18 protein-coding genes and 1 tRNA gene are annotated in these 20581 nt (G+C 64.3%); 5 read left to right on the top strand and 14 right to left on the bottom strand.

Translation table 11 applies throughout. The features are described 5' to 3' along the window. Nucleotides 1-129 precede the first annotated feature (129 nt). A complete protein-coding gene (locus tag B0G57_RS20500; protein ID WP_026229646.1) occupies nt 130-393 on the bottom strand; it encodes a hypothetical protein in 264 nt (87 codons plus the stop codon). A 381-nt stretch (nt 394-774) separates the two neighbouring features. On the opposite strand from B0G57_RS20500, the gene B0G57_RS20495 reads away from it, so the two are divergent. Next, nucleotides 775-978, top strand: a complete 204-nt coding sequence (locus tag B0G57_RS20495; RefSeq protein ID WP_018440558.1) for a cold-shock protein — start codon at nt 775-777, stop codon at nt 976-978. A 122-nt stretch (nt 979-1100) separates the two neighbouring features. Continuing rightward, complete coding sequence (locus B0G57_RS20490; protein ID WP_083925606.1) at nt 1101-2309, top strand: exonuclease domain-containing protein; 1209 nt, start codon at nt 1101-1103, stop codon at nt 2307-2309. On the opposite strand, the gene B0G57_RS20485 is transcribed toward B0G57_RS20490, so the two are convergent. The 5 genes from B0G57_RS20485 to pcaQ form a co-directional block, all read right to left on the bottom strand. Further along, nucleotides 2228-2824, bottom strand: a complete 597-nt coding sequence (locus B0G57_RS20485; RefSeq protein WP_083925600.1) for a chorismate mutase — start codon at nt 2822-2824, stop codon at nt 2228-2230. The genes B0G57_RS20490 and B0G57_RS20485 overlap by 82 nt on opposite strands. 256 nt (nt 2825-3080) lie before the next feature. After that, a complete protein-coding gene (locus B0G57_RS31420) occupies nt 3081-3230 on the bottom strand; it encodes a hypothetical protein (protein ID WP_018440562.1) in 150 nt (49 codons plus the stop codon). Between the two features lie 254 nt (nt 3231-3484). Then, nucleotides 3485-3874, bottom strand: coding sequence for a 4-carboxymuconolactone decarboxylase (gene pcaC, locus B0G57_RS20480; protein WP_018440563.1), 390 nt, complete (start codon nt 3872-3874; stop codon nt 3485-3487). Continuing rightward, nucleotides 3871-5256: a 3-carboxy-cis,cis-muconate cycloisomerase gene (locus tag B0G57_RS20475; protein ID WP_018440564.1), complete on the bottom strand. Its 1386-nt coding sequence runs from the start codon at nt 5254-5256 to the stop codon at nt 3871-3873. The genes pcaC and B0G57_RS20475 overlap by 4 nt, the downstream gene beginning before the upstream one ends. 114 nt (nt 5257-5370) lie before the next feature. After that, a complete protein-coding gene (gene pcaQ / locus B0G57_RS20470) occupies nt 5371-6327 on the bottom strand; it encodes a pca operon transcription factor PcaQ (protein WP_018440565.1) in 957 nt (318 codons plus the stop codon). A 119-nt stretch (nt 6328-6446) separates the two neighbouring features. Here pcaQ and pcaH point away from each other — a divergent pair, with 119 nt between their 5' ends. Continuing rightward, complete coding sequence (gene pcaH / locus B0G57_RS20465) at nt 6447-7205, top strand: protocatechuate 3,4-dioxygenase subunit beta (RefSeq protein WP_018440566.1); 759 nt, start codon at nt 6447-6449, stop codon at nt 7203-7205. After that, a complete protein-coding gene (gene pcaG, locus B0G57_RS20460) occupies nt 7205-7885 on the top strand; it encodes a protocatechuate 3,4-dioxygenase subunit alpha (protein WP_018440567.1) in 681 nt (226 codons plus the stop codon). The genes pcaH and pcaG overlap by 1 nt, the downstream gene beginning before the upstream one ends. 149 nt (nt 7886-8034) lie before the next feature. Here pcaG and B0G57_RS20455 read toward each other — a convergent pair. From B0G57_RS20455 to pepN, 3 genes are all read right to left on the bottom strand, one after another. Next, nucleotides 8035-8110, bottom strand: a tRNA-Thr gene (locus B0G57_RS20455). A gap of 62 nt (nt 8111-8172) precedes the next feature. Next, complete coding sequence (locus tag B0G57_RS20450; protein WP_018440568.1) at nt 8173-9207, bottom strand: class 1 fructose-bisphosphatase; 1035 nt, start codon at nt 9205-9207, stop codon at nt 8173-8175. Between the two features lie 137 nt (nt 9208-9344). Next, complete coding sequence (gene pepN / locus B0G57_RS20445) at nt 9345-12035, bottom strand: aminopeptidase N (protein ID WP_020566166.1); 2691 nt, start codon at nt 12033-12035, stop codon at nt 9345-9347. A 132-nt stretch (nt 12036-12167) separates the two neighbouring features. On the opposite strand from pepN, the gene B0G57_RS20440 reads away from it, so the two are divergent. Continuing rightward, entirely contained in the window at nt 12168-12866 is a 699-nt protein-coding gene (locus tag B0G57_RS20440) for a DUF4136 domain-containing protein (protein ID WP_018440570.1), read from the top strand. A gap of 98 nt (nt 12867-12964) precedes the next feature. Here the strand turns inward: B0G57_RS20440 and guaD are convergent, their stop codons facing one another. From guaD to xdhA, 5 genes are all read right to left on the bottom strand, one after another. Beyond that, nucleotides 12965-14302 carry a guanine deaminase gene (gene guaD, locus B0G57_RS20435; protein WP_018440571.1) on the bottom strand — a complete coding sequence of 446 codons (1338 nt, stop codon included), beginning with the start codon at nt 14300-14302 and terminating at the stop codon, nt 12965-12967. A gap of 120 nt (nt 14303-14422) precedes the next feature. Beyond that, a complete protein-coding gene (locus B0G57_RS20430) occupies nt 14423-15445 on the bottom strand; it encodes an adenosine deaminase (RefSeq protein WP_018440572.1) in 1023 nt (340 codons plus the stop codon). After that, a complete protein-coding gene (gene xdhC / locus B0G57_RS20425; protein WP_018440573.1) occupies nt 15426-16499 on the bottom strand; it encodes a xanthine dehydrogenase accessory protein XdhC in 1074 nt (357 codons plus the stop codon). Before xdhC ends, B0G57_RS20430 begins: the two co-directional genes overlap by 20 nt. Nucleotides 16500-16517: 18 nt before the next feature. Continuing rightward, nucleotides 16518-18989: a xanthine dehydrogenase molybdopterin binding subunit gene (xdhB, locus tag B0G57_RS20420; RefSeq protein ID WP_018440574.1), complete on the bottom strand. Its 2472-nt coding sequence runs from the start codon at nt 18987-18989 to the stop codon at nt 16518-16520. Continuing rightward, nucleotides 18986-20539 carry a xanthine dehydrogenase small subunit gene (gene xdhA, locus B0G57_RS20415; RefSeq protein ID WP_018440575.1) on the bottom strand — a complete coding sequence of 518 codons (1554 nt, stop codon included), beginning with the start codon at nt 20537-20539 and terminating at the stop codon, nt 18986-18988. The genes xdhB and xdhA overlap by 4 nt, the downstream gene beginning before the upstream one ends. Nucleotides 20540-20581 lie beyond the last annotated feature (42 nt).

The raw sequence follows: 20581 nt of genomic DNA, 5'->3' as shown, positions 1-20581 counted from the left end.
CTCTAGCGAGCGGACTTTTTCGCGAACCGAAAAAGAGGTCTCCAAACCTTTGTCTGCGCGGCTCTTTGGCCGCGCTTTTTTTGGGGGGGCGCCGGCTGTTATTCGATCAGCCGGCGGCGTGCGTCGCCGTCAGGCCACGCGGCGCCCGCGGCGGCGATCCTTCGATGATGCGTCGCGATTTGATTCACGCTCTTCCGACGACGGCACGGCCCAGTCTTCCATGACATAGTGCCGGGCGTCCATCGGCGAAGCGAGAAGGTTCTGCCAGTGATCTCCATGCCAGAATGGATCGAAGTCTAGCGGTGCAGCTCCGCTCGCGACGCCAACGGGGCCCGTGACGCGGGGAATCCGCAGCAGGCCGGAGAAAAACTGCTTCACATCTGCGATACGCATGACAATCTCCACAGCGCAAACCTATCTTCTGATTCGATGATCCAGTTCGGTGCGAGCCGCGGCAACCCGGAAAAATACTTACACTCGAAAAGGTTTGTTGCAACACCGGTAGGTTTTTCCCTTTATCGGTGCCGGATCGTTAGTAGTAGGTAACATTGACGGCGGTTTCCCAATCCGTTTGCAGGCTATGCGCAATGGATCGGACGTTTGCCCAATTAATGAAAAATTCCTTGACGAGCCGTCGCCGTTCCCTTTATAACAACAGCGCCGGATTGACCCGGTATGGCGCGGCCGGCGGAGAGGCGGCGGTGTCATGCCCGAGGCATGGGTTTCGGTGGAGGGCGCTGCCCGTCTATTAAAAATCTCGAGGGAATTAGTACTATGGAAACTGGTGTCGTCAAATGGTTCAACGATGCTAAAGGGTTTGGATTCATCACGGCGGACAAGGGCGGTGAAGATCTGTTTGCGCATTTCTCCGAAATCCGGGCGGATGGCTTCAAGTCCCTGAAGGAAAATCAGCGGGTCGAGTTCGATGTGAAAACTGGCCCCAAGGGCAAGCAGGCGGCCAATATTCGTCCGCTTTAAGCTGACAATTTCGTCCGGACGGAGTGCGCCTCGCGCAAAGGCGCGCGTCGGCCGGCCAGGCGCTCGGTCGTACGCCGATGATTGAGGCATACTTCGGTCATCGTCGCACCGAGCGCTTTTTCATGTCCGAATCCCCTCTGCCGAATGCGGCAGTCGATACCTCCGTCGTTTTCGTCGATCTCGAGACCACGGGCGGTTCCCTTTCCGACCATCGGATCACCGAAATCGGCGTTGTCGAGGCCGGGCCGCACGGCGTTTCGCGCTGGAGCACGCTGATCAACCCTCGGCAACCGATCCCTCCGTTCATTCAGCAGCTCACGGGCATTACCGACGAGATGGTGCGCGATGCGCCCCCGTTCGAGGCGATCGCGGCCGGATTGTTCGAGCGTCTCGACGGCAGGCTCTTCGCCGCACACAACGCCGGCTTCGATCGCGGCTTTCTGCGTAGCGAGTTCAAGCGCGCCGGCTTTGCTTTCAATCCCGACGTTCTCTGTACGGTGCGCCTCTCCCGCGCGCTTTTCCCCGAGGAGAAGCGGCACGGACTCGATGCGCTCATCGAGCGCCATGAGCTCGTGCCGCTCGCGCGCCACCGTGCACTCGCGGACGCTGATCTGCTGTGGCAGTTCTGGCGCACGCTGCATGGCCGCTGGGCGATCGACGTCCTTCGCGAGCAGATCGAGCGAACCGTGCGCTATTACCGCATCGCCGGAGAAATCACGGAGGATCTGCTCGACAGCGCCCCGGCCGGCTGCGGCGTCTATGCCTTTTACGACGAAGCAGGCGTGGCGCTCTATGTCGGGCGCAGTGTGCGCTTGCGCCAGCGCGTGCGCGCCCACCTCGTGGGCGAGCGTCGCTCGGCGCGCGAGCTGCGGATTGCCGAACAGGTTCGGCGTGTGCAATGGTGCGAGACGGGTGGCGAGATTGGCGCTCTCTTGACCGAGGCGCAGTGGATCGCCGATTTGAAGCCAAGATTCAACCGCATACCGAGGGCAGGGCGCAACGATCCGTGCGATGCTCCCTGGCCTTACGACGGCGCGATCGCCTTCGAGGAGCGCGGTCCCCGTGACGATGATGCAGCTCCGACGTTCCATGTCGTCGATCTGTGGCGGTACCTCGGCGCCGCGCCTTCGCTGAAGCAGGCCGCCGACCTCGCGGCGGGGCGCCGTGGCGCGCCGGCGTTCGAGCTATCGACCTATCGGATCCTGGAATCGCGTCTCGCGCGCGGTCTTCGAGTGCTTAGTCTTCCATCTCAACCGACGCCACCCATTCCGCCGGCCGAACAGACGTGCGCGAGTGCGGTCGACAGAGGCGCGGCTTCGCTCGCGTCGTAGCGCGTCATCGATTTCCAGTTCTGGACGCTGCGCGCAAGCCGCGTCGGGCAATCAGGCGCGTCGCGCAACGGCTGCACGCGCGCGAGCGCCGCGATCATCGCTCGAGTGAGCCGGTCCAGCTGCGGACGCGTCGATGCGGCCAGGTCGGGCGCGGGGCCCTCGGGGGGCCTTGAAGTCCGCCACTTCTCGAACAGTGCGGTTTGTGCCTCTTTACTTGCCTGGATCTGGTCCTGGAAGAACGCGTGTGCGAAGGCGGGATCCACGCCGCCGGCGCGCGCCCGCTGCTCGACGTCGGCGAGCAGTGCCGTTTCGCGCGGCGGGTCCGTAATGGGTCGATGGTTGGCCCACTTCCACTGGGCGACGGGCACGGCAAGGGCCAGGCGTTGCGACGCCAAGGCGACGAGGTTCACGAGCGGTGTGTCGTCACCATCGGCAACCGCGTTGCAGGGAGACGCCAGCATGGCGGCGCTGAGGACGGTCAGGCAAGCGATAAAGGCGCGGAGAGAACGTTTCATCGGCGTTGGGATCGGAGCGGAATCAGCAAGCCTCGGCAAGCCATCCGCCGTGTAACGACGCGGCGCATGGACAGCGGCGCTTGCGGGCTGACTGGATAGAGCGGAACGAACGGGCAGACGGAACGGGCTCGGCATGCGACCGACCCTGCAGATCCACATCAATAGGTTTGCACGTGCGCGCCCCGCGCGACTCGCGTTTGCGGCGAGCGCGCATGACCAGCCGCGTCGTGCGGCCTGTTACCGGCATGACGCACGGTCATTTGGAATCGCACGATTTGCGTTGCTCGTCGAAAAACGCACGAACGTGTTCGGGCAGCGCAGCGCCCAGAAATTCGACGCCTACCGGCTCAGGATCCGGGCTCGCGACCTTGTCAGGGGGCGGAATGTAGGCGGGTTTTGCTTCCATGATGTCTCTCCTCGCGTAAGGCGATTATCCGACGCGCTCACGGGTCCATGCCAGCAGCGAAGCGATTTTTAACGCTTTGTTGCCGCTTTGTTGCATTAACGGCACACATACCCTTTTTGTGAAGCGCGCGCCGTCAGGAGTTTCCCGAGAGCACGTCGACGGCGTCCAATCGCGCCGTGCGACTTATCATGCAAGATAGAGACGATCTGTCCGGAAACGAACGTTGCCGAACCGGTCACGCTTTGCCGGCGCGCTCACGCGCTCGATTCGTCTTCGTCACGGAAAATGCGCTCGGCGAGGTGGAAGGCCGAGTTCGCTGCCGGCACGCCGCAGTAGATCGCGGTTTGCAGCAGGACTTCCGTGATCTCCTCCCGCGTGACGCCATTGTTTTTTGCAGCGCGCAGATGCAGCGCGAGTTCCTCGCCGCGATTCAGCGCCACCATCATCGCGATCGTGAGCAGGCTGCGCGTGTGGCGGGGCAGGCCAGGGCGAGTCCAGATTTCCCCCCACGCGTAGCGTGTGATCAAGTTCTGAAAATCGGCGGTGAGCTCTGTTCGGTTCGCGATCGATCGATCGACATGCGCATCGCCTAGCACGGCCCGACGCACGGTCATACCGGCGTCATAACGGTCTTCGTCGTTCATGGTTGGTCTGAACTCCAGTTGGGTTTGCGAGTGCGGAACGCGTCGAGCACCGCATCGACGAAGGCCTCGGCGCGTCCGCTGTAGTTGGCGGGATCGAAGAGCGCGTCGAGTCGCTCCGTCGATAGCTGCTTCGTCACCTCCACGTTCGTCGCCAGCACTTCACGCAAACTTCGTCCGCTCGCCACTGCCTCTTTCGAGGCGTGTTCGACGAGATGGTGCGCTTCGAGGCGGCCCATCGTTTCCCCGAGCGCAAGCATGATCGCTTCCGCCAGGATGAGGCCGCGAGTCGCGTCGAGGTTGGTGGCAAGGCGTCCGGTGTCGATCTCTAGACCGTCGACGATCTCGGTCGCCTGCGCCACGGCGCCGGCGCAGAGTCGGACGATATCGGGCAGCGTCTCCCATTCGGCCTGCCATCCGCCGAGCGCGCGCTCGTGCTCCTGGACCATGCCCGCGAGCATCGTGGCGACGAGGCCGGGGGTACGCGCAGCCGCGCTCAACACGGCAGCGCAACCGACCGGGTTGCGCTTGTGCGGCATCGTCGACGAGCCGCCCTTGCCGGCCCCGGACGGCTCGGCGACTTCGCCTATTTCCGTTTGCATCTGCAGCGAAACATCGCGCGCGATCTTGCCGAGCGTGCCGGTGACGAGCCCGAGCACGGTCGCGATTTCGGCGATGCGATCGCGATGCGTATGCCAGGGGATGGCGGGCAACGGCAATTGAAGGTCACGCGCGAGAGCCTGCGCGACCGCGTCGGCGCGCTCGCCGAGGCTTGCGAGCGTGCCGGCGGCGCCGCCGAACTGGACGACCAGCGCCCGCGCGCGCAGTTGCGCGAGCCGCGTGCGGTGGCGCTCGATCGCGTCGAGCGATTGGGCGAATTTCAAGCCTAGCGTGATCGGCAATGCCTGCTGCAGCCAGGTTCGTCCGACCATCGGCGTCGAACGATGGCGCTCGGCCTGCCGCGCGAGCGCCGCCGACAGCGTACCGAGCTGGGCCTCGATGGCCGCAAGCGCGTCTCGCAACTGCAGGATCATCCCCGTATCGATGATGTCCTGGCTCGTTGCACCCCAGTGGACATACTTCGCGGCTTCCGGCGAGCTCGATGCGACGAGCGCCGTCAGCTGCTTGACGAGCGGAATCGCCAGGTTGCCGGCTCGAGCAGCGGCCTCGGTCAGCGCGTCGGCGTCGATCCGATCCGCGTGACAAGCCGCCTCGATCGAATCGACAGCGGTGGCCGGGATGACGCCGCACGCAGCCAGGGCACGCGCGAGCGCGGCTTCGATGTCGAGCATGCGCTGCACCGTCGCACTTGGCGAGAAAACGGCGATCATCGCGTCGGTGGAGGTCAGCCGATCGGTTAGTCGTCCTTCGAAGTTTTGAACCATAGCGGGCGGTCCTCGATGACTCGCGTGATGTGAGCTATTGCCTGTTCGATAACCGAACAATACGTCGCATAACGAACAAACACGGCCGATGGTATGTCCGGCTTCCCTCGCCGGTCAAGAAGCGCGGGTTGCTCGTTTGCGGCCGGACTGACGTTCGGGCCGCGCATCGCGCGCGCAGTCCCTCAGCAGATCGAGCAGCAGTTGCGCCAATTCGCTCGGGGCGCCCGCGCTGCGGCGCAGGATCCCGACGGGTTCCTCCGCGCTGGCCGTAGGCAGGTCGAGACGGGCCAGCAGGCCGTCGTCGAAATCGTCGCGCGCGGCTCCTTGCGGCGTGATCCAGACCGCATTGGAACGCCGCACGAAGAGTCGGGCCACGGAAACCGATAGGGTTTCCATCGAGCTCGGCGGCACACGCAGCGCATGGGCATCGAGCCACGCGTCCGTATGCAGCCGCGGCACCGTGCCGGCCGGAGCGACGACGAGCGGATAGGCGAGCACGGCCGCCAGGGAAATGCCGGCTTTGCCCAGCAGCGGATGGCGAGGGCGAACGGCCATGATGAGCCGCTCGCCATACAGTAGTTCGAAAGAAAGACCTTGCATGGCGGAGGGCTCGGCCATGCGGCCGACGACGAAATCGAGTTCACCCGCCTTGAGCGCCGCGAGCAGGACCGCGTTCGTCGCCGTGCGCAGGCGTATGCCGGCATGCGGCCGCACTTCGCGCAAGCGTGTCAACGCATCGGGCAGCAAACCGCTTGCGACAGTGGGCAATGCGCCGATGTCGAGGATCGCGGCCGATGGCTCAACTGCGCCGGCGAGCGCGGCGCCGGCCGAATCGAGCGCGCGCCCGACATCCGCCGCATAGCGGAGAAAATGCTCGCCTGCCTGCGTGAGCCGAGCGCCGTGACGGCCGCGCTCGACTAACTGCGCGCCCGCCAGGGCTTCGAGCTCGGAAAGCGTTTTGGAGACTGCCGGCTGGCTGAGGTGAAGCCGCTCGGCTGCGCGGCCGAGGCTGTGTTCCTGCGCGATGGCGAGAAAGCAAGTGATATGGCGAAAGCGGATTCGGTTTTCCATCACCTGAGGTTATGGAAAGTGGCAGAACATGTCAATTTACCTAAAGCTTTATTCACCTTACATTGAGGGCTCGCCGTGGCGCCGTTTGGCCGCGGCCATCCGTTTAGAGGAGACGAACGATGCATATCTCGGCAGCCGGGGAGGGCGCGGCGTACGGCGAATTCGCGCAGCGCGAGACGACGCTTCACCCGCCCGCTTACACGGCCGGCTACAAGACGAGCGTACTGCGCTCGCCGCGCAATGCGCTGATTTCGACGCTGGCTACGTTGTCCGAAACGACAGCGCCTGTTTTTTCGCCGGATGAATTGGGCCCGCTCGACAACGACCTCATCATGAATTTCGCGAAAGACGGACTGCCGATCGGCGAGCGCATCGTCGTGCACGGCTATGTTCGAGACGAGTTCGGGCGTCCCGTGCGCAACGCGCTCGTCGAGGTATGGCAGGCCAACGCGGGCGGCCGATACCGTCACAAGAACGACAAATACATCGCGCCGATCGATCCGAACTTCGGCGGATGCGGGCGCATGCTGACCGACGAGAACGGGTACTACTTCTACCGGACGATCAAGCCCGGCCCCTACCCGTGGCGCAACCGTATCAACGATTGGCGGCCGTCGCATATCCATTACTCGCTGAGCGGCGACGGCTGGGCGCAACGGCTCATCACGCAAATGTACTTCGAGGGAGATCCGCTCATCGCTCAATGCCCGATCTTGAAGACTGTCCCGGGCGAAGAGCAGATTCGCGGGCTCATTGCGCTGCTCGATACGGCCAATCACATTCCGCTCGACAGCCGCTGTTATCGCTTCGACATCACGTTGCGCGGGCGGCGTGCCACGCATTTCGAGCAGGCGATTCAGATTCAGGGAGCCAAGTGATGTCCTCCAAACCGTTCTTCTTTTCGTCGCATCCGTCGCCGGCGTCGTCGGGCCTCGTCCATTTCGACGAGACGGCATCGCAAACGGGAGGCCCTTATGTCCATATCGGCCTTGCGCCGAAGCAGGCGGGCTTCGATATCTTCGAGAACAATTTCGGGAATGTGCTCGTGGCGGACGAGACACGCGGCGAGCGCATCGACATCCAAGGGCACGTCTACGACGGTTCCGGCTCGCTCGTGCGCGATGTGCTCGTCGAAGTTTGGCAAGCCAATGCCGACGGCAAATACGCGCATCCGGCGGACCGGCAGGCGAAACAGCTCGATCCGTCGTTTCGCGGATGGGGGCGCACCGGTGCGGATTTCGAGACAGGCCTCTATCGGTTCGAGACGATCAAGCCCGGGCAGGTGGCAGGTCGCAACGGCATGACGCAGGCGCCGCACATTTGCATGGTGCTGTTCGCGCGCGGGATCAACATCGGATTGCACACGCGCCTTTACTTCAGCGACGAAGCGGAGGCCAATCAGCGCGACCCGGTACTGACGGGCATCGAATGGGAAGTTCGGCGCAAAACGTTGATCGCCGAGCGTAGCGAGCGCGACGGAAGAACGGTCTACACGTTCGATATCCGGCTGCAAGACACGCCCAACGGCGGACGGGAGACTGTGTTCTTCGACATTTGAGGCACGTTGACAAATGAAAACGGCCGCATAGGGATATGCGGCCGTTTTCATTGCTCCTATTCGCCCACCGTTGCTTCATGCGAGCAGTGTCGATCGCAGCTGAAAGCAAAAGGCCCAATCCGAAGATTGGGCCTTTTGCATGATTCTGTTGGTGCCGGAAAGAGGAATCGAACCCCCGACCTTCGCATTACGAATGCGCTGCTCTACCGTCTGAGCTATTCCGGCAACCGGAGAACCGAGATTATAGAGACAGGTCTGCGTTCGTTGCAAGCCCCTGCGTCAATTTTTTATGCGCTTCGTCCGGCGGCCGTCGTTCCTTCCTCGTGATACCGGGTCACGCGTTCCACTTCGTTCTTCGAGCCAAGGAAGACCGCCACGCGCTCGTGGAGGCTCTTCGGCTCGATTTCGAGAATCCGTTGCCTGCCGTTCGTTGCCGCGCCGCCTGCCTGCTCGACGATGAACGACATCGGGTTCGCTTCGTACATCAGCCGCAGCTTGCCCGGTTTGTCAGGCGTGCGCCGATCGGCCGGATACATGAAGATGCCGCCGCGGCTCAGAATACGATGAACGTCCGCCACCATCGACGCAACCCAACGCATGTTGAAGTCCGCTTGCCGCGGCCCCGTCTTGCCGGCCATGAGTTCGTTCACGTATTGCTGCACGGGCGGATACCAGTGCCTGGCGTTAGATGCGTTGATCGCATACTCGCGCGTGTCTTCAGGGATGCGCATGTTGGGATGCGTCAGCACCCATGAGCCGAGTTCGCGATCGAGCGTGAAGCCATTCACACCGTTGCCCGTGGTCAGCACGAGAACGGTTTGCGGCCCGTAGACGGCGTAGCCGGCCGCCACCTGACGCGTGCCGGGCTGCAAGAACGAATCCTCCGTTGCTTCTGAGCCGTTCGGACAACGCAAAACCGAGAAGATCGTGCCGATCGAGACGTTGACATCGATGTTCGACGAGCCGTCGAGCGGGTCGAAGACGAGCAGGTATTCGCCGCGCGGGTATTTGGAAGGAATCGGAAACAGCGTTTCCATTTCCTCCGAGGCCATCGCAGCGAGGTTGCCGCCCCATTCGTTTGCATCGAGCAGGATCTCGTTCGACAGGACATCGAGCTTTTTCTGCACTTCGCCTTGGACGTTCTCCGTGCCCGCGGTGCCGAGCGCTTCGCCCAGCGCGCCTTTGCTGACGTGGTAGCTGATCAGCTTGCACGCACGCGCGACAACTTCGATCAAAAGGCGCAGATCCGCGGGCAGATTGTTGTTCTCGCGTTGCTGCTCAATCAGATACTTCGTGAGGGTGGTGCGTCGTTGCAAGGACATTGCGGACTCCGGAAAGCCAAGTGAGATGCCGGAATTTTACTCGCCGGGACGGACGTGGCCGCGGGTTTTTGCGCGGTCGCCCACGCTCGAGGGCGTGGGCGGCGCTAGCGGCCGTTACGTCGTCCAGGCAGGTTGCATTACGCCAGTGCCTTTTCGACGATTTCGCGGACATCACGCGAAGACGCTTGCGCCGCTACGCGCTCGAGCGCTGCGCGCATACGCTCGCGCAACGCCGGCGTATAGCGCCGCCAGAGCTCGAGCGCTCGCGCGAGGCGCGCGGCCACTTGCGGGTTCAATGCGTCGAGCGCGATCACCTGGTCGGCCCAGAACGCATAGCCGGAGCCGTCCGCGGCATGGAACTGCGCGGGGTTGCCCGAGCAGAAGCTGAATATCAGCGAGCGCGCGCGGTTCGGATTGCGCAACGTAAAGGCGGGATGTCCCATCAACCTGCGCACCGTATCGATGATCGGCCGCTCCTGGCTGCCGCGCTGCGTGGCTTGCATCGCGAACCACTTGTCGATGACGAGCGGTTCGCGCTCGAAGCGCCGATAGAAGTCGTCGAGCGCTCCGTCCGCCTGCGCTGCCGAACGCGTAGCGGACGCCGCGAGCAGCGCCGAAAGCGCCGCGGCACGATCGGTCATATTGTTGGCTGAATCGTATTGCGCGACGGCCAGGCGAATCGCATCAGAAGGATCGTCGAGCTCGGCGAGGTAGGCGAGCGCGAGGTTCTTCAACCCCCGGTGTCCGGCCGCTTGCGGCGTCGGCTCGAAGGGACCCGGTGTTTCGTGGCGCGCATAAACGGCCAGCCATTCCTCGCGCAGTGCGGTGGCAAGGCGCTGGCGGACGAACTGTCTCGCCATGTGCACGGCCGCCGGATCCGCTTCGGCCATCTGTTCGGCCAGATAGGGTTCGGAGGGAAGCACGAGTGCGAGCTCGCGGAATGCCGGGGAAAGCGATTCGTCCGTCAGCACGCGGGCGAACGCGGCGACGACCGAATCGTCGAGCGACAGCGGCTCATTGGCGGCGGCTCGTTCGGCGAGCGCCAGCAGTTCGCGCGTCGCGAGGCGCTGGCCGGCTTCCCATCGGTTGAACGCATCGCTATCGTTCGCGAGCAGAAAAGCGAGTTCGTCGTTGGTGTAGTCGTATTCGACGATGACGGGCGCCGAGAAGTTGCGCAGCAGCGAGGGTAGCGGAGGTTGCTCGACGTCGACGAACGTGAAGGTCTGTTCTGCCTCGGTCAACTCGAGCACGCGCGTCGTGCCGCCGGCCGCCGGCTCGCCCTCGAGGCGCAGTGGCAGATCGGCACCGTCGCGGCCGATCAGGCCGATCGCGAACGGAATCAGAAGCGGGCCTTTCTGCGTTTCCCGCGCGGCTGGCGCGGCGTCGCCGTAGCGTTGGGAGAGCGTGACCGCATAGCGGCGCGCGGCCGAGTCATAGGCGGTGCGCACGGCAATGCGCGGCGTGCCCGCCTGGCTGTACCAACGCTCGAACTGCGTGAGGTCGCGGCCATTTGCATCGGCCAGCGCGTGGCGAAAATCGTCACAGGTTACCGCTTGCCCGTCGTGGCGCTTGAAGTAGAGGTCCATGCCGCGCCGAAAACCCTCGCGGCCGAACAGCGTCTGATACATCCGCACGACTTCCGCGCCTTTTTCATAGACGGTCATCGTGTAGAAGTTGTTGATTTCGACGTAGCTTTCCGGCCGCACCGGATGCGCCATCGGGCCCGCATCCTCGGCGAATTGCATCTGCCGCAGCACGCGCACGTCCTCGATGCGCTTCACCGCTCGCGCGGCGCCGTCGGTCGCGCCGCCTTGCATGTCGGCTGAGAACTCCTGATCGCGAAACACCGTCAGGCCTTCCTTCAGGCTCAACTGGAACCAGTCTCGGCAAGTGACGCGGTTGCCCGTCCAGTTGTGGAAGTACTCGTGGCCGACCACGGCCTCGATGTTGGCGAAATCGGTATCGGTCGCGGTCTCCGGATTGGCCAGCACATACTTCGTGTTGAAGATGTTGAGGCCCTTGTTTTCCATCGCGCCCATGTTGAAATCGCTGACCGCGACGATCATGAAACGGTCGAGGTCGAGCTCGAGGCCAAAGCGCTCCTCGTCCCAGTGGATGGCGTCAATCAGCGAATCCATGGCGTGTCGCGTCTTGTCGAGATCGTGCGGCTCGACCCAGACCTGCAGCAGCTTTTCCTTGCCCGAGCTCGTGCGGATTCGCTCCTCGAGCGCGACGAGCTTGCCGGCGACGAGCGCGAAAAGATAGCTCGGCTTCTTGAACGGATCGTCCCATTTCGCGGCATGCCGGCCGTCGGGCAGGTCGCTCGCCTCGACGAGGTTGCCGTTCGACAGCAGCACGGGGTAAGCCGCCTTGTCGGCCCTGATCGTCACCGTATAGGTCGACATGACGTCGGGGCGATCGAGGAAGTAGGTAATGCGCCTGAAACCTTCCGCCTCGCATTGCGTAAAGAAGTTGCCGCTCGATACGTAAAGGCCCGAGAGCGTCGTATTCTCGGCCGGCTTGCAGACACTTTCGATGCTGAGCTCGAAGGCGTCGGGAACATTGTCCACGGTGAGTCCATGCTCGTGCGCGCGGTGGGCCGGGTGCGGGGCCCCGTCGATCGCAACCGAGACCAGCTCGAGCGCTTCGCCCATCAGGTCGAGTCGCGCAGCAGGCGCCGCGTCGGGGTTGCGGCGCACGCGCATCGTGCTCTTGACGAACGTACGCTCGGGCACGAGGTCGAACTCCAGTGCGACCGAATCGATCAGGAAGGCGGGCGGCGTGTAGTCGGCCCGGCGAATCACAGTGGAAGTGGCGGTGTCGGACATGGCGGATCGATACTTGGATGAAGGGATCCCAGCCATTGTACAAAGGCGCGGGCGCGTTCGCCGCGTTGGCGTATCATCGCACCGGCCTCTCGGGGGAAGTCGGCGAGCATTTGAGATAAGGCGAGGTAGAAGATGATGGCGAAGTGGGAGCAATGGCGGCGCGCGGTCATGCCAGTGCTTGCGATAGGCGCAATGTGGCTCTCGGGCTGCACGACGTACGTGACGACACAGGTGACGGCGTTTTCTGAGTGGAGCGGCAGCGATGCGACGCGGACTTACGCGTTCAGCCGCACGCCGCAACAGCAGAACAGCATCGAACAGGCGACGTACGAGCAACTTGTGGCCAACGAACTCGCGACTGACTCGTTCAAGCCGGTGCCGAGTGGGCAGGCGCATTACCTCGTCGCCCTCGAGTACTCGAGTCACGGCGATACGGTGACGGTTTCGCAGCCCGTCTACTATGCGAACCCCTGGCCGGGGCCGTTCTGGCGGCCGATCGATCCGTGGGGGCCGTTCGGCCCGTTCCCGGCGGGCTATGTCAGCCAGTCGTATCCCGTCTATACGCATACGCTCGGCATACGGATCACGGAGCGGGCATCGGGCAAGGAGGTCTACAACGTGACGGCGCGTAATACGGACGAGGAGCCCTCGCTAGTTCGCGCGATGCCGTATCTCGTGCGCAGCGCGCTCGCCGATTTCCCACTCGGCAACGGCGTAGTGCGCACCATCCGCATTCCGGTCGACAAGCACGGCGGCGCATCGAACGAGGTTGCCGTCACGCCGCCTTCCGCGTCGTCGTCGGGCTCGCCGGGCAACGCCCCGCCGCAATGAGGGGCGAGCTCTCGCACAGTCCGATCTTTTCGCGACAGGCGAGTTGGCTCAAAAAAGCCGGCGTGTCCGCAATCCTGAATCGACTAGCCGTAAATTCTTCATTGCCCCTCGGAATTTTCGTCGCGCCGATGAACGCACGATCCGGCGGCGTAGGTCTCGTACACCGCCCGATCGTCGCCCAGTAGCGCGAATGCAAAAAGCCATTCCTCGAGCGATTCCGCGCGCGCCGTGCGGCGCGCCATGAGCGGCGTCGCCTCGGGGTCGAGCACGACGAAGTCGGCTTCCGTCCGCGGTGCGAGCGTGCCGATCGTAGCGCCCAGATCGAGGGCTTGCGCGGCACCCGCCGTCGCGAGCCAGAACATGCGCGTGGCCGTCAGATGATGGCCCGTCATGCGGGCGACCTTGTGCGCTTCGTTCATCGTTTGCAGCATCGAAAACGATGTGCCGCCGCCGACGTCGGTGCCGAGCGCGACCGGCATGCTGCTGGCGTCGGCCTTCGCCATATCGAAGAGGCCGCTGCCAAGAAAAAGGTTCGACGTAGGGCAGTGCGAGGCGACGGCGCCTGCTTCGGCCATTCGTAGGCGATCGTTCTCGTCGAAGTGAATGCAGTGCCCGTAAATGGCACGACGGCGCAGCAATCCGCGGCGATCGTAGACGTCGAGGTAGCTGCGGTGTCCGGGGAAGAGCTCGGCGACCCACTTCACTTCGTCGACGTTTTCCGCGACATGCGTCTGAATGAACACGTCGGCGTGCTCGCGTGCGAGCGCGCCGCACGCTTCCAGCTGCTCCGGCGTCGAAGTCGGCGCGAAGCGCGGCGTGAGCGCGTAGAGTTGCCGTCCGCGGCCATGCCAGCGCGCGATGAGTTCAGCGCTATCGTCGTAGCCCGATTGCGCCGTATCGCGGAGGTAGTCGGGACAATTGCGGTCCATCAGCACCTTCCCCGCGATCATGCGCAGATTTCGTGCTTCGCTTGCCGCAAAAAGCGCGTCCGCCGATTGCTTGTGTACCGTGCAGTAGACGAGCGCCGTCGTCGTCCCGCACGAGAGCAATTGATCGAGGAAGAAGTTCGCCGTCTCCTCCGCATGGGCGAGCTCGGCAAAGCGGCGCTCGGTCGGGAACGTGTAGCTTTCGAGCCATGGCAAGAGCCCAGGCGCCGGCGAGGCGATCATGTCCGTCTGCGGGTAGTGCAGATGGGTATCGATGAAGCCCGGTACGATCATCTTGCCGCGCAAGTCGCGAACTTCCGTTGCCGGCGTCAATTGCGCCGCAAGCGAGCCATAGGCACCGCGCGCCACCACGCGCCCATCCTCGACGATGAGCAGACCATCGTCCTCGAAGTCGACTGCGTCGTCCGCGTGCGCGGGATCGCCCCTGAACGAAAGGAGCTTTGCACGATAGGCGATGCGTTGCGTGATGCGGTTGCCTTTGTCACTCATGATTTCGTATCTCTTCTCATACCGCGATGCCGCGCTGCTCGCCTGTCGATAGCATGCTGCGCGGCGCGCTCGTAGCCGCAGGCAGCGTCGACATGCACCGGAGTGCGGCGGCGGCTTACGTCATCGGCGCCAGTACTCGTCCAGCTTCGCGATCGATGCGGCGCGCTCGTCGGCGGGGACAAACGATGCTTCGAAGCCATTGCGCAGAATCGTATGGACTTCGGCATCGGTCAGGTCGAGCGCTTCGGCAGCGCTCAAGTAGTTCGCGTTAACATAACCGCCGAAGTAAGCCGGATCATCCGAATTGATCGTCACGGCCACGCCGTGCGAGAGCAATGTCTTCAACGTGTGCTGCTTCATGTCGTCGAAGACTCGCAGCTTCAGGTTCGACAGTGGGCAGACGGTCAATGGAACGCGTGTCTCGGCAAGCCGTGCGACGAGCGCCGGGTCCTCGATGCTGCGCACGCCGTGATCGATGCGATCGACCTCGAGCAAATCGAGTGCCTCGTAGACATAGGACGGCGGACCTTCCTCGCCTGCATGGGCGACAGTCTTCAGTCCCCGTGCGCGGGCCTTCGCGAACACACGCTCGAACTTTGAGGGCGGATGGCCGCGCTCCGACGAGTCGAGGCCGACGCCGACGAGCCGGTGCGCGTACTCGTCGAAGACGGGTAGCGCGGCTTCGAACGTAGTCAGTGCATCCTCTTCCGAGAGATGCCGCAGAAAGCAAAGAATGAGGCGGCTCGTGAGTCCGCGCCGCTCCGCAACGGCCAGCGCACGTTCGATGCCGGCCACCGCGGTGGCGATCGAGACGCCGCGCTCGGTATGGGTTTGGGGATCGAAGAAGATCTCGGCGTGCACGACGTGATCGGCCAGCGCGCGCTCGACATAGGCCGCCGTCATCTCGTAGAAGTCCTCTTCGGTCAGCAAGACGGTCGCACCGGCGTAGTAGATGTCGAGGAACGATTGCAGATCGGTGAAGGCATAGGCGGCGCGAAGCGCTTCGATCGAGTCATAGGCGAGCTTTACCCCGTTGCGTTTCGCGAGCTTGAAAATGAGCTCAGGCTCGAGCGAGCCCTCGATATGGATGTGCAGTTCGGCCTTCGGCGCGCCGGCGATTTTTTTAGCGAATGTCGGTGTCATGGTCGATCGTGGGTCGATGAGTAGCGTGCGATGCGGACGATGTCTCGGCGCCGCCGCGTTTCCCGCGTACCGCCTCGACCGCTTGCAGCAATTGCGCGGCCACGGCGATCGCGATGATTTCGGGCGATTTGTCGGCGATGCCTTCGATGCCGATCGGGCAGTGCATTCTAGCGACGATCGCGGGATCGATGCCGACGGCCGCGAGCCGGTGCTCGAATTTGCGGCGCTTCGTGCGCGAGCCGATCATGCCGAAGAACGCGAAGTCGCCGCGCCGCAGGATGCGTTCCGCGAGCGCAAGGTCGCGCGCGTGGTTATGCGTCATGACGACGAAGTAGGTGCCGGGTTCCGCGTCGTCGACGGCTTCGTCGGGCGCATCGTTCGCGTCGATCGTCACGTTGGCAAACTCGTTCGGCCGCACATGCTGCCCGAACTGCGCATCACGCTCGTCGACCCAGCGCACGCGGCAGGGCAACGTCGCGAGCACGCGCACGAGCGCCGCGCCGACATGGCCGGCCCCGAAAACGACGACGGGAAATTCGCGCGGCACGATCGTTTCGGTCAGCAGCGCGTTGCCTTCGTCGAAACCGGCGCCGTCCCAGAGCAGGCAATCGGGCGTCACCGTGCCCGGCTCGGGGTCTGAAAGCTGCACGCCGTCGAGCGGGGGGCCGAACGACACGGTGCGCACGCAGCTTGCGCCCGCTTGCAGCCGTTTCGCCAATGTCGCCACCCATCCGAGATCGCCGACATCGAGGCGCTCGAATGCGAGCACGACGGCACCCCCGCAGCACTGTCCGAGACTCGGCCCCAGCGCGAATCGCTCTAGCCGGCGCAGATGCGGTACGCGCATGCCGTCGCGCAGCACCTCGCGCGCGATCTCGATGGCGCGCCATTCGAGATGTCCGCCGCCGATGGTGTGCCGTGCGGCGTCGCGCGTGACGATCATCTTTGCGCCTGCTTCGCGCGGCGCCGAGCCTTCGATGCGCGCCACGGTCACGAGCACGGCGGCGTCGCCGTGCGCGAGCAGATGCTGCAAATCGGTGAGCCACGTATGCATCTGGATCCTGATCTCTCGTCAGTCGGCGCCGAGCACATCGCCCGGCACGGCTTCGCTTGCATCGTTGGAGGAATCGGCAGTGGCCGTCGTCGCTGTGCCGTTTGCGGTCACTGCGTCACCGGCTCGCGATGCTTCCAGGGCAGCGATGGCATCGAGAATCGCTTCGGGCGTCGCGGGCGCCCTGAGTAGCGGCGCGGCCTGCGCATCCGGCACGCAGGCGGACACGGCATCGCGGAGCGCGAGGAAGACCGAGAATGCGAGCAGCAGCGGCGGCTCGCCGACAGCCTTCGAGCGGAACACGGTCGGCTCGGCGTTTTCGTTGCGATAGAGCGCCGTGTGAAAATCGGCGGGCACGTCGCTCACGGCAGGAATCTTGTAGGTCGACGGCGCATGCGTCATGAGGCGACCCTCATGATTCCACCAGAGCTCTTCGGTCGTGAGCCATCCCATGCCTTGAACGAAGCCGCCTTCGATCTGGCCGATATCGATGGCCGGATTGATCGAACGGCCGACGTCGTGCAGCAAGTCGGCGCGCAAGAGCTTCCATTCGCCCGTCAGCGTATCGACGACGACCTCGGAGACGGCGGCGCCATAGGCAAAATAGTAAAACGGGTGACCCGTCAGCGTCTTCGAATCCCAATGCACTTTCGGCGTTGCGTAGAAGCCGTCGGACCAGAGCTGCACGCGAGAGAGATAGGCTTCGTTGACGAGTTGCGCGAACGGCATCGACGCCCCGCCTGCCTCGACCGTGGCGTTTTCGAAGCGCACCTCGGCGGGATCGCCGCCGAGGATTTTCGCGGCCAGCTCGGCGAGCCGCTCGCGTATTGTGCGAGCGGCGGCCTCGGCCGCCTTGCCGTTGAGGTCACTTCCGGTCGAGGCGGCCGTCGCCGAGGTATTGGCAACCTTCGACGTGTCGGTCGCGCTCACGCGCACCTGAGTCAGTGGCAGCCCGAGCTCGCCGGCGACGACCTGCGCGACTTTCGTATTGACGCCCTGACCCATTTCCGTTCCGCCGTGATTGACGAGCACGGAGCCGTCGCGATAAACGTGCACGAGCGCGCCGGCCTGATTGAGGAATGGCACGTTAAACGAAATACCGAACTTGACCGGCGTCATCGCGATTCCGCGCTTGAGCACAGGGCTTCGTCGATTGAACTCGCCAAGCGCGGCGCGTCGCTGGCGATAGTCGCTCGACTCGAGCAGTTGAGCGGTGAGCGGGGCGAGCACGTTGTCCCCCACGCGCTGACCATACGGCGTCAGGTCGCGCTCGCCGATACCGTAGTAGTTCGCCATTCTCACGTCGAGCGGATCGCGGCCGAGTTCGCGCGCGACAGCATCGAGCATGACTTCCATGACGAGCGCGCCCTGCGGTCCGCCAAAGCCGCGAAACGCCGTATTCGACTGCGTGTTCGTCTTGCAGCAAAGCGCGACGATGTCGACGTCGGCGAGGTAGTAGGCGTTATCGAAATGACAGACCGCGCGCGTGGCGACGGCGCCCGACAAGTCGGCCGAGTAGCCCGCGCGCAAGGCGATTTCGACACGCGTGCCGAGAATGCGTCCGTCGTCGTCGAAGCCGACTTCATAGCGGTAGACCGCGTCATGGCGCTTGCCGGTGATCATGAAATCGTCGTCGCGATCGGGGCGCAGCTTGACCGGGCGCCTGAGCCGATCGGCGGCGAGCGCCGCGATGCAGGCGAATACCGCCGATTGCGATTCCTTGCCGCCGAAGCCGCCGCCCATGCGTCGGCATTCGCAAACGACGTTATGCGCGGGCCGGCCGAGCATATGCGCGACGACCTGCTGCATTTCGCTCGGATGCTGAGTCGAGCTGTAGACGAGCATGCCGGCGTTTTCCTTCGGGATCGCATAGGCGATCTGCCCTTCGAGATAGAACTGCTCTTGTCCGCCCACCTCGAACTCACCTTGCAGGCGATGGGCCGCGGCTGCGATCTTCGCGGCCGGCTCGCCGCGCGTCAGATGAAGCGGCGGCAGCACGTACTGCCTACGCTCGCGTGCGGCGGCGACCGTCAGTACGGCTTCGAGCGGCTCGTAGCGCACGACGTCGTCGCTTTTCGCAAGCGCGGCCGCGCGGCGAGCGAGCTCGCGGCTCGTCGCGATCACCGCGAAGACCGGCTGGCCGAGGTAGAAGACCGTGTCCTCGGCGAGGATCGGATCGTCGTGCAAGACCGGGCCGCAGTTGTTCTCGCCGGGTATGTCGGCCGCCGTCAATACTTCGACCACACCGGGCGCGGCTCGGACTGCCGAAAGGTCGAGCGATGCGATGCGCGCGTGCGCATACCTCGAGAGGCCGAGCGCGACATGAAGCGTGCCGGCGAGTTCGGGCAGATCGTCGGTGTAGGCGGCTTCGCCGCTCACGTGCAACTCGGCCGATTCGTGCGGCAGCGGCACGCCGATCGCGACGTCCGCGTGCGTTGCAGCGCTGGCGCGCGCGCCAGCGCTGCTTGTCGATGCATGGATTCGCGCAGTCATTGCAAGTCCCTCCCGGCAGCCTGCTCCGCAAGATCGGCCTCGTCCCCGCCGAAAGCGAATGCGTCGACTTGCGCGAGCGCGAGCGGCGATGCTTCGCGCGTTTCAAGGTAAAAGCGCCACAGCAGATTGCGCGCGACCTTCGTCCGATAACCGCTCGACGCACGCATGTCGGTGAGCGGCACGTAATCGCTGGCGAGCGCCTCCATTGCGCGATGGGCGCATTCAGCGTCCCACTGAGCGCCCGCGAGCGCGGTTTCGGCGCGGCTCGCGCGTTGGGGCGTCGCTGCCATGCCGCCGAAGGCGACGCGCGCCGAGACGATCGAGCCGTCTTCGATCTCGAGCGCGAACGCGCCGCAAACGGCCGAGATGTCCTGATCGTAGCGCTTGGAGACTTTGTAGGTGCGAAAGCGCAAGCGTGGTCCCGGGCGCGGCACGCGCAGCGCCGCGACGAATTCGCCCGGCTCCAGCGCTGTTTTCTGATAGCCCAGATAGAACGCTTCGAGCGGCAGCGTGCGCGTTGCGTCGCCGCGGCGCAAGACGACCTCGGCGCCGAGCGCGATCAATGCCGGCATCGAATCGCCGATCGGCGAGCCGTTCGCGATGTTGCCGCCGAGCGTGCCCGCATTTCGGATCGGCAGCGACGCGAAGCGCTTCGCGAGCTCGGCGAGCTCCGGGTAATCGCCGACGAGTTCGGCGTAGGCGTCTTCGAGCGTCGCGGCGGCGCCGATGGTCAGCGTCGTGGCGTCGCGCTCGATGGTTTTCAGTTCGGCCACATTGCCGATGTAAAGCACGTCGCCCAGTTCACGCATCTGCTTCGTCACCCAAAGGCCGACGTCCGTGCTGCCCGCGAGCACGCGTGCGTGCGGGTGCTCGGCGCGCAACCGGGCGAAGCCGTCGAGCGACACCGGTGCCCGAAACACCGGGTGGCCGAACTCAGCGCCGCGCACGTCGGGGCCCGCGTACTCGAACGTATCGGCGCGGCGAATCTTGCGCAACGCGTCGGCGACCGCGTGACGATCGAGCGTCGGGCGAGGGTAGCGCTCCTCGTCGAACATCGCTTGCGCGGCATCGACGATCGGCCGGTAGCCCGTGCAGCGGCAGAGATTGCCCGATAGCGCCGTCGCAATTTCTTCGCGCGTCGGCAATCCGGCCGCGCGCGGATGATTCTCGTAGAGCGCCCACATCGACATCGTGAATCCCGGCGTGCAAAAACCGCATTGCGACCCATGGCAGTCGACGAGCGCGCGTTGCACGGGATGCAGCGAACCCTCTGGGCCCCGCAGATCCTCGACCGTGAAGAGCGCGCGGCCATCGAGCGTGGGCAGGAATTGAATGCATGCGTTGACGGCTTTCAACACGAGCTCGCCATGCGAGTCGAGCTCTCCGGTCACGACCGTGCAGGCACCGCAATCGCCCTCGGCACAGCCTTCCTTCGTGCCGGTGCAGCGCACGTTTTCACGCAGGTGTTGAAGCACGGTCTGGGTGGGCGGGACGCCGTGCACTTCGCGGATGGCTCCGCGGTAATAAAAACGGATGGGATGCGTCGTCATGGCCGAATCCTTGGTGATATGGATCAGGCGCGCGTTACGCTT

The sequence above is a fragment of the Trinickia symbiotica genome (assembly GCF_002934455.1).
In the GTDB taxonomy this organism is placed as follows: domain Bacteria; phylum Pseudomonadota; class Gammaproteobacteria; order Burkholderiales; family Burkholderiaceae; genus Trinickia; species Trinickia symbiotica.
Note: the sequence above shows the minus strand (reverse complement) of the source record. Positions and strands in the feature narration are given on the sequence as shown.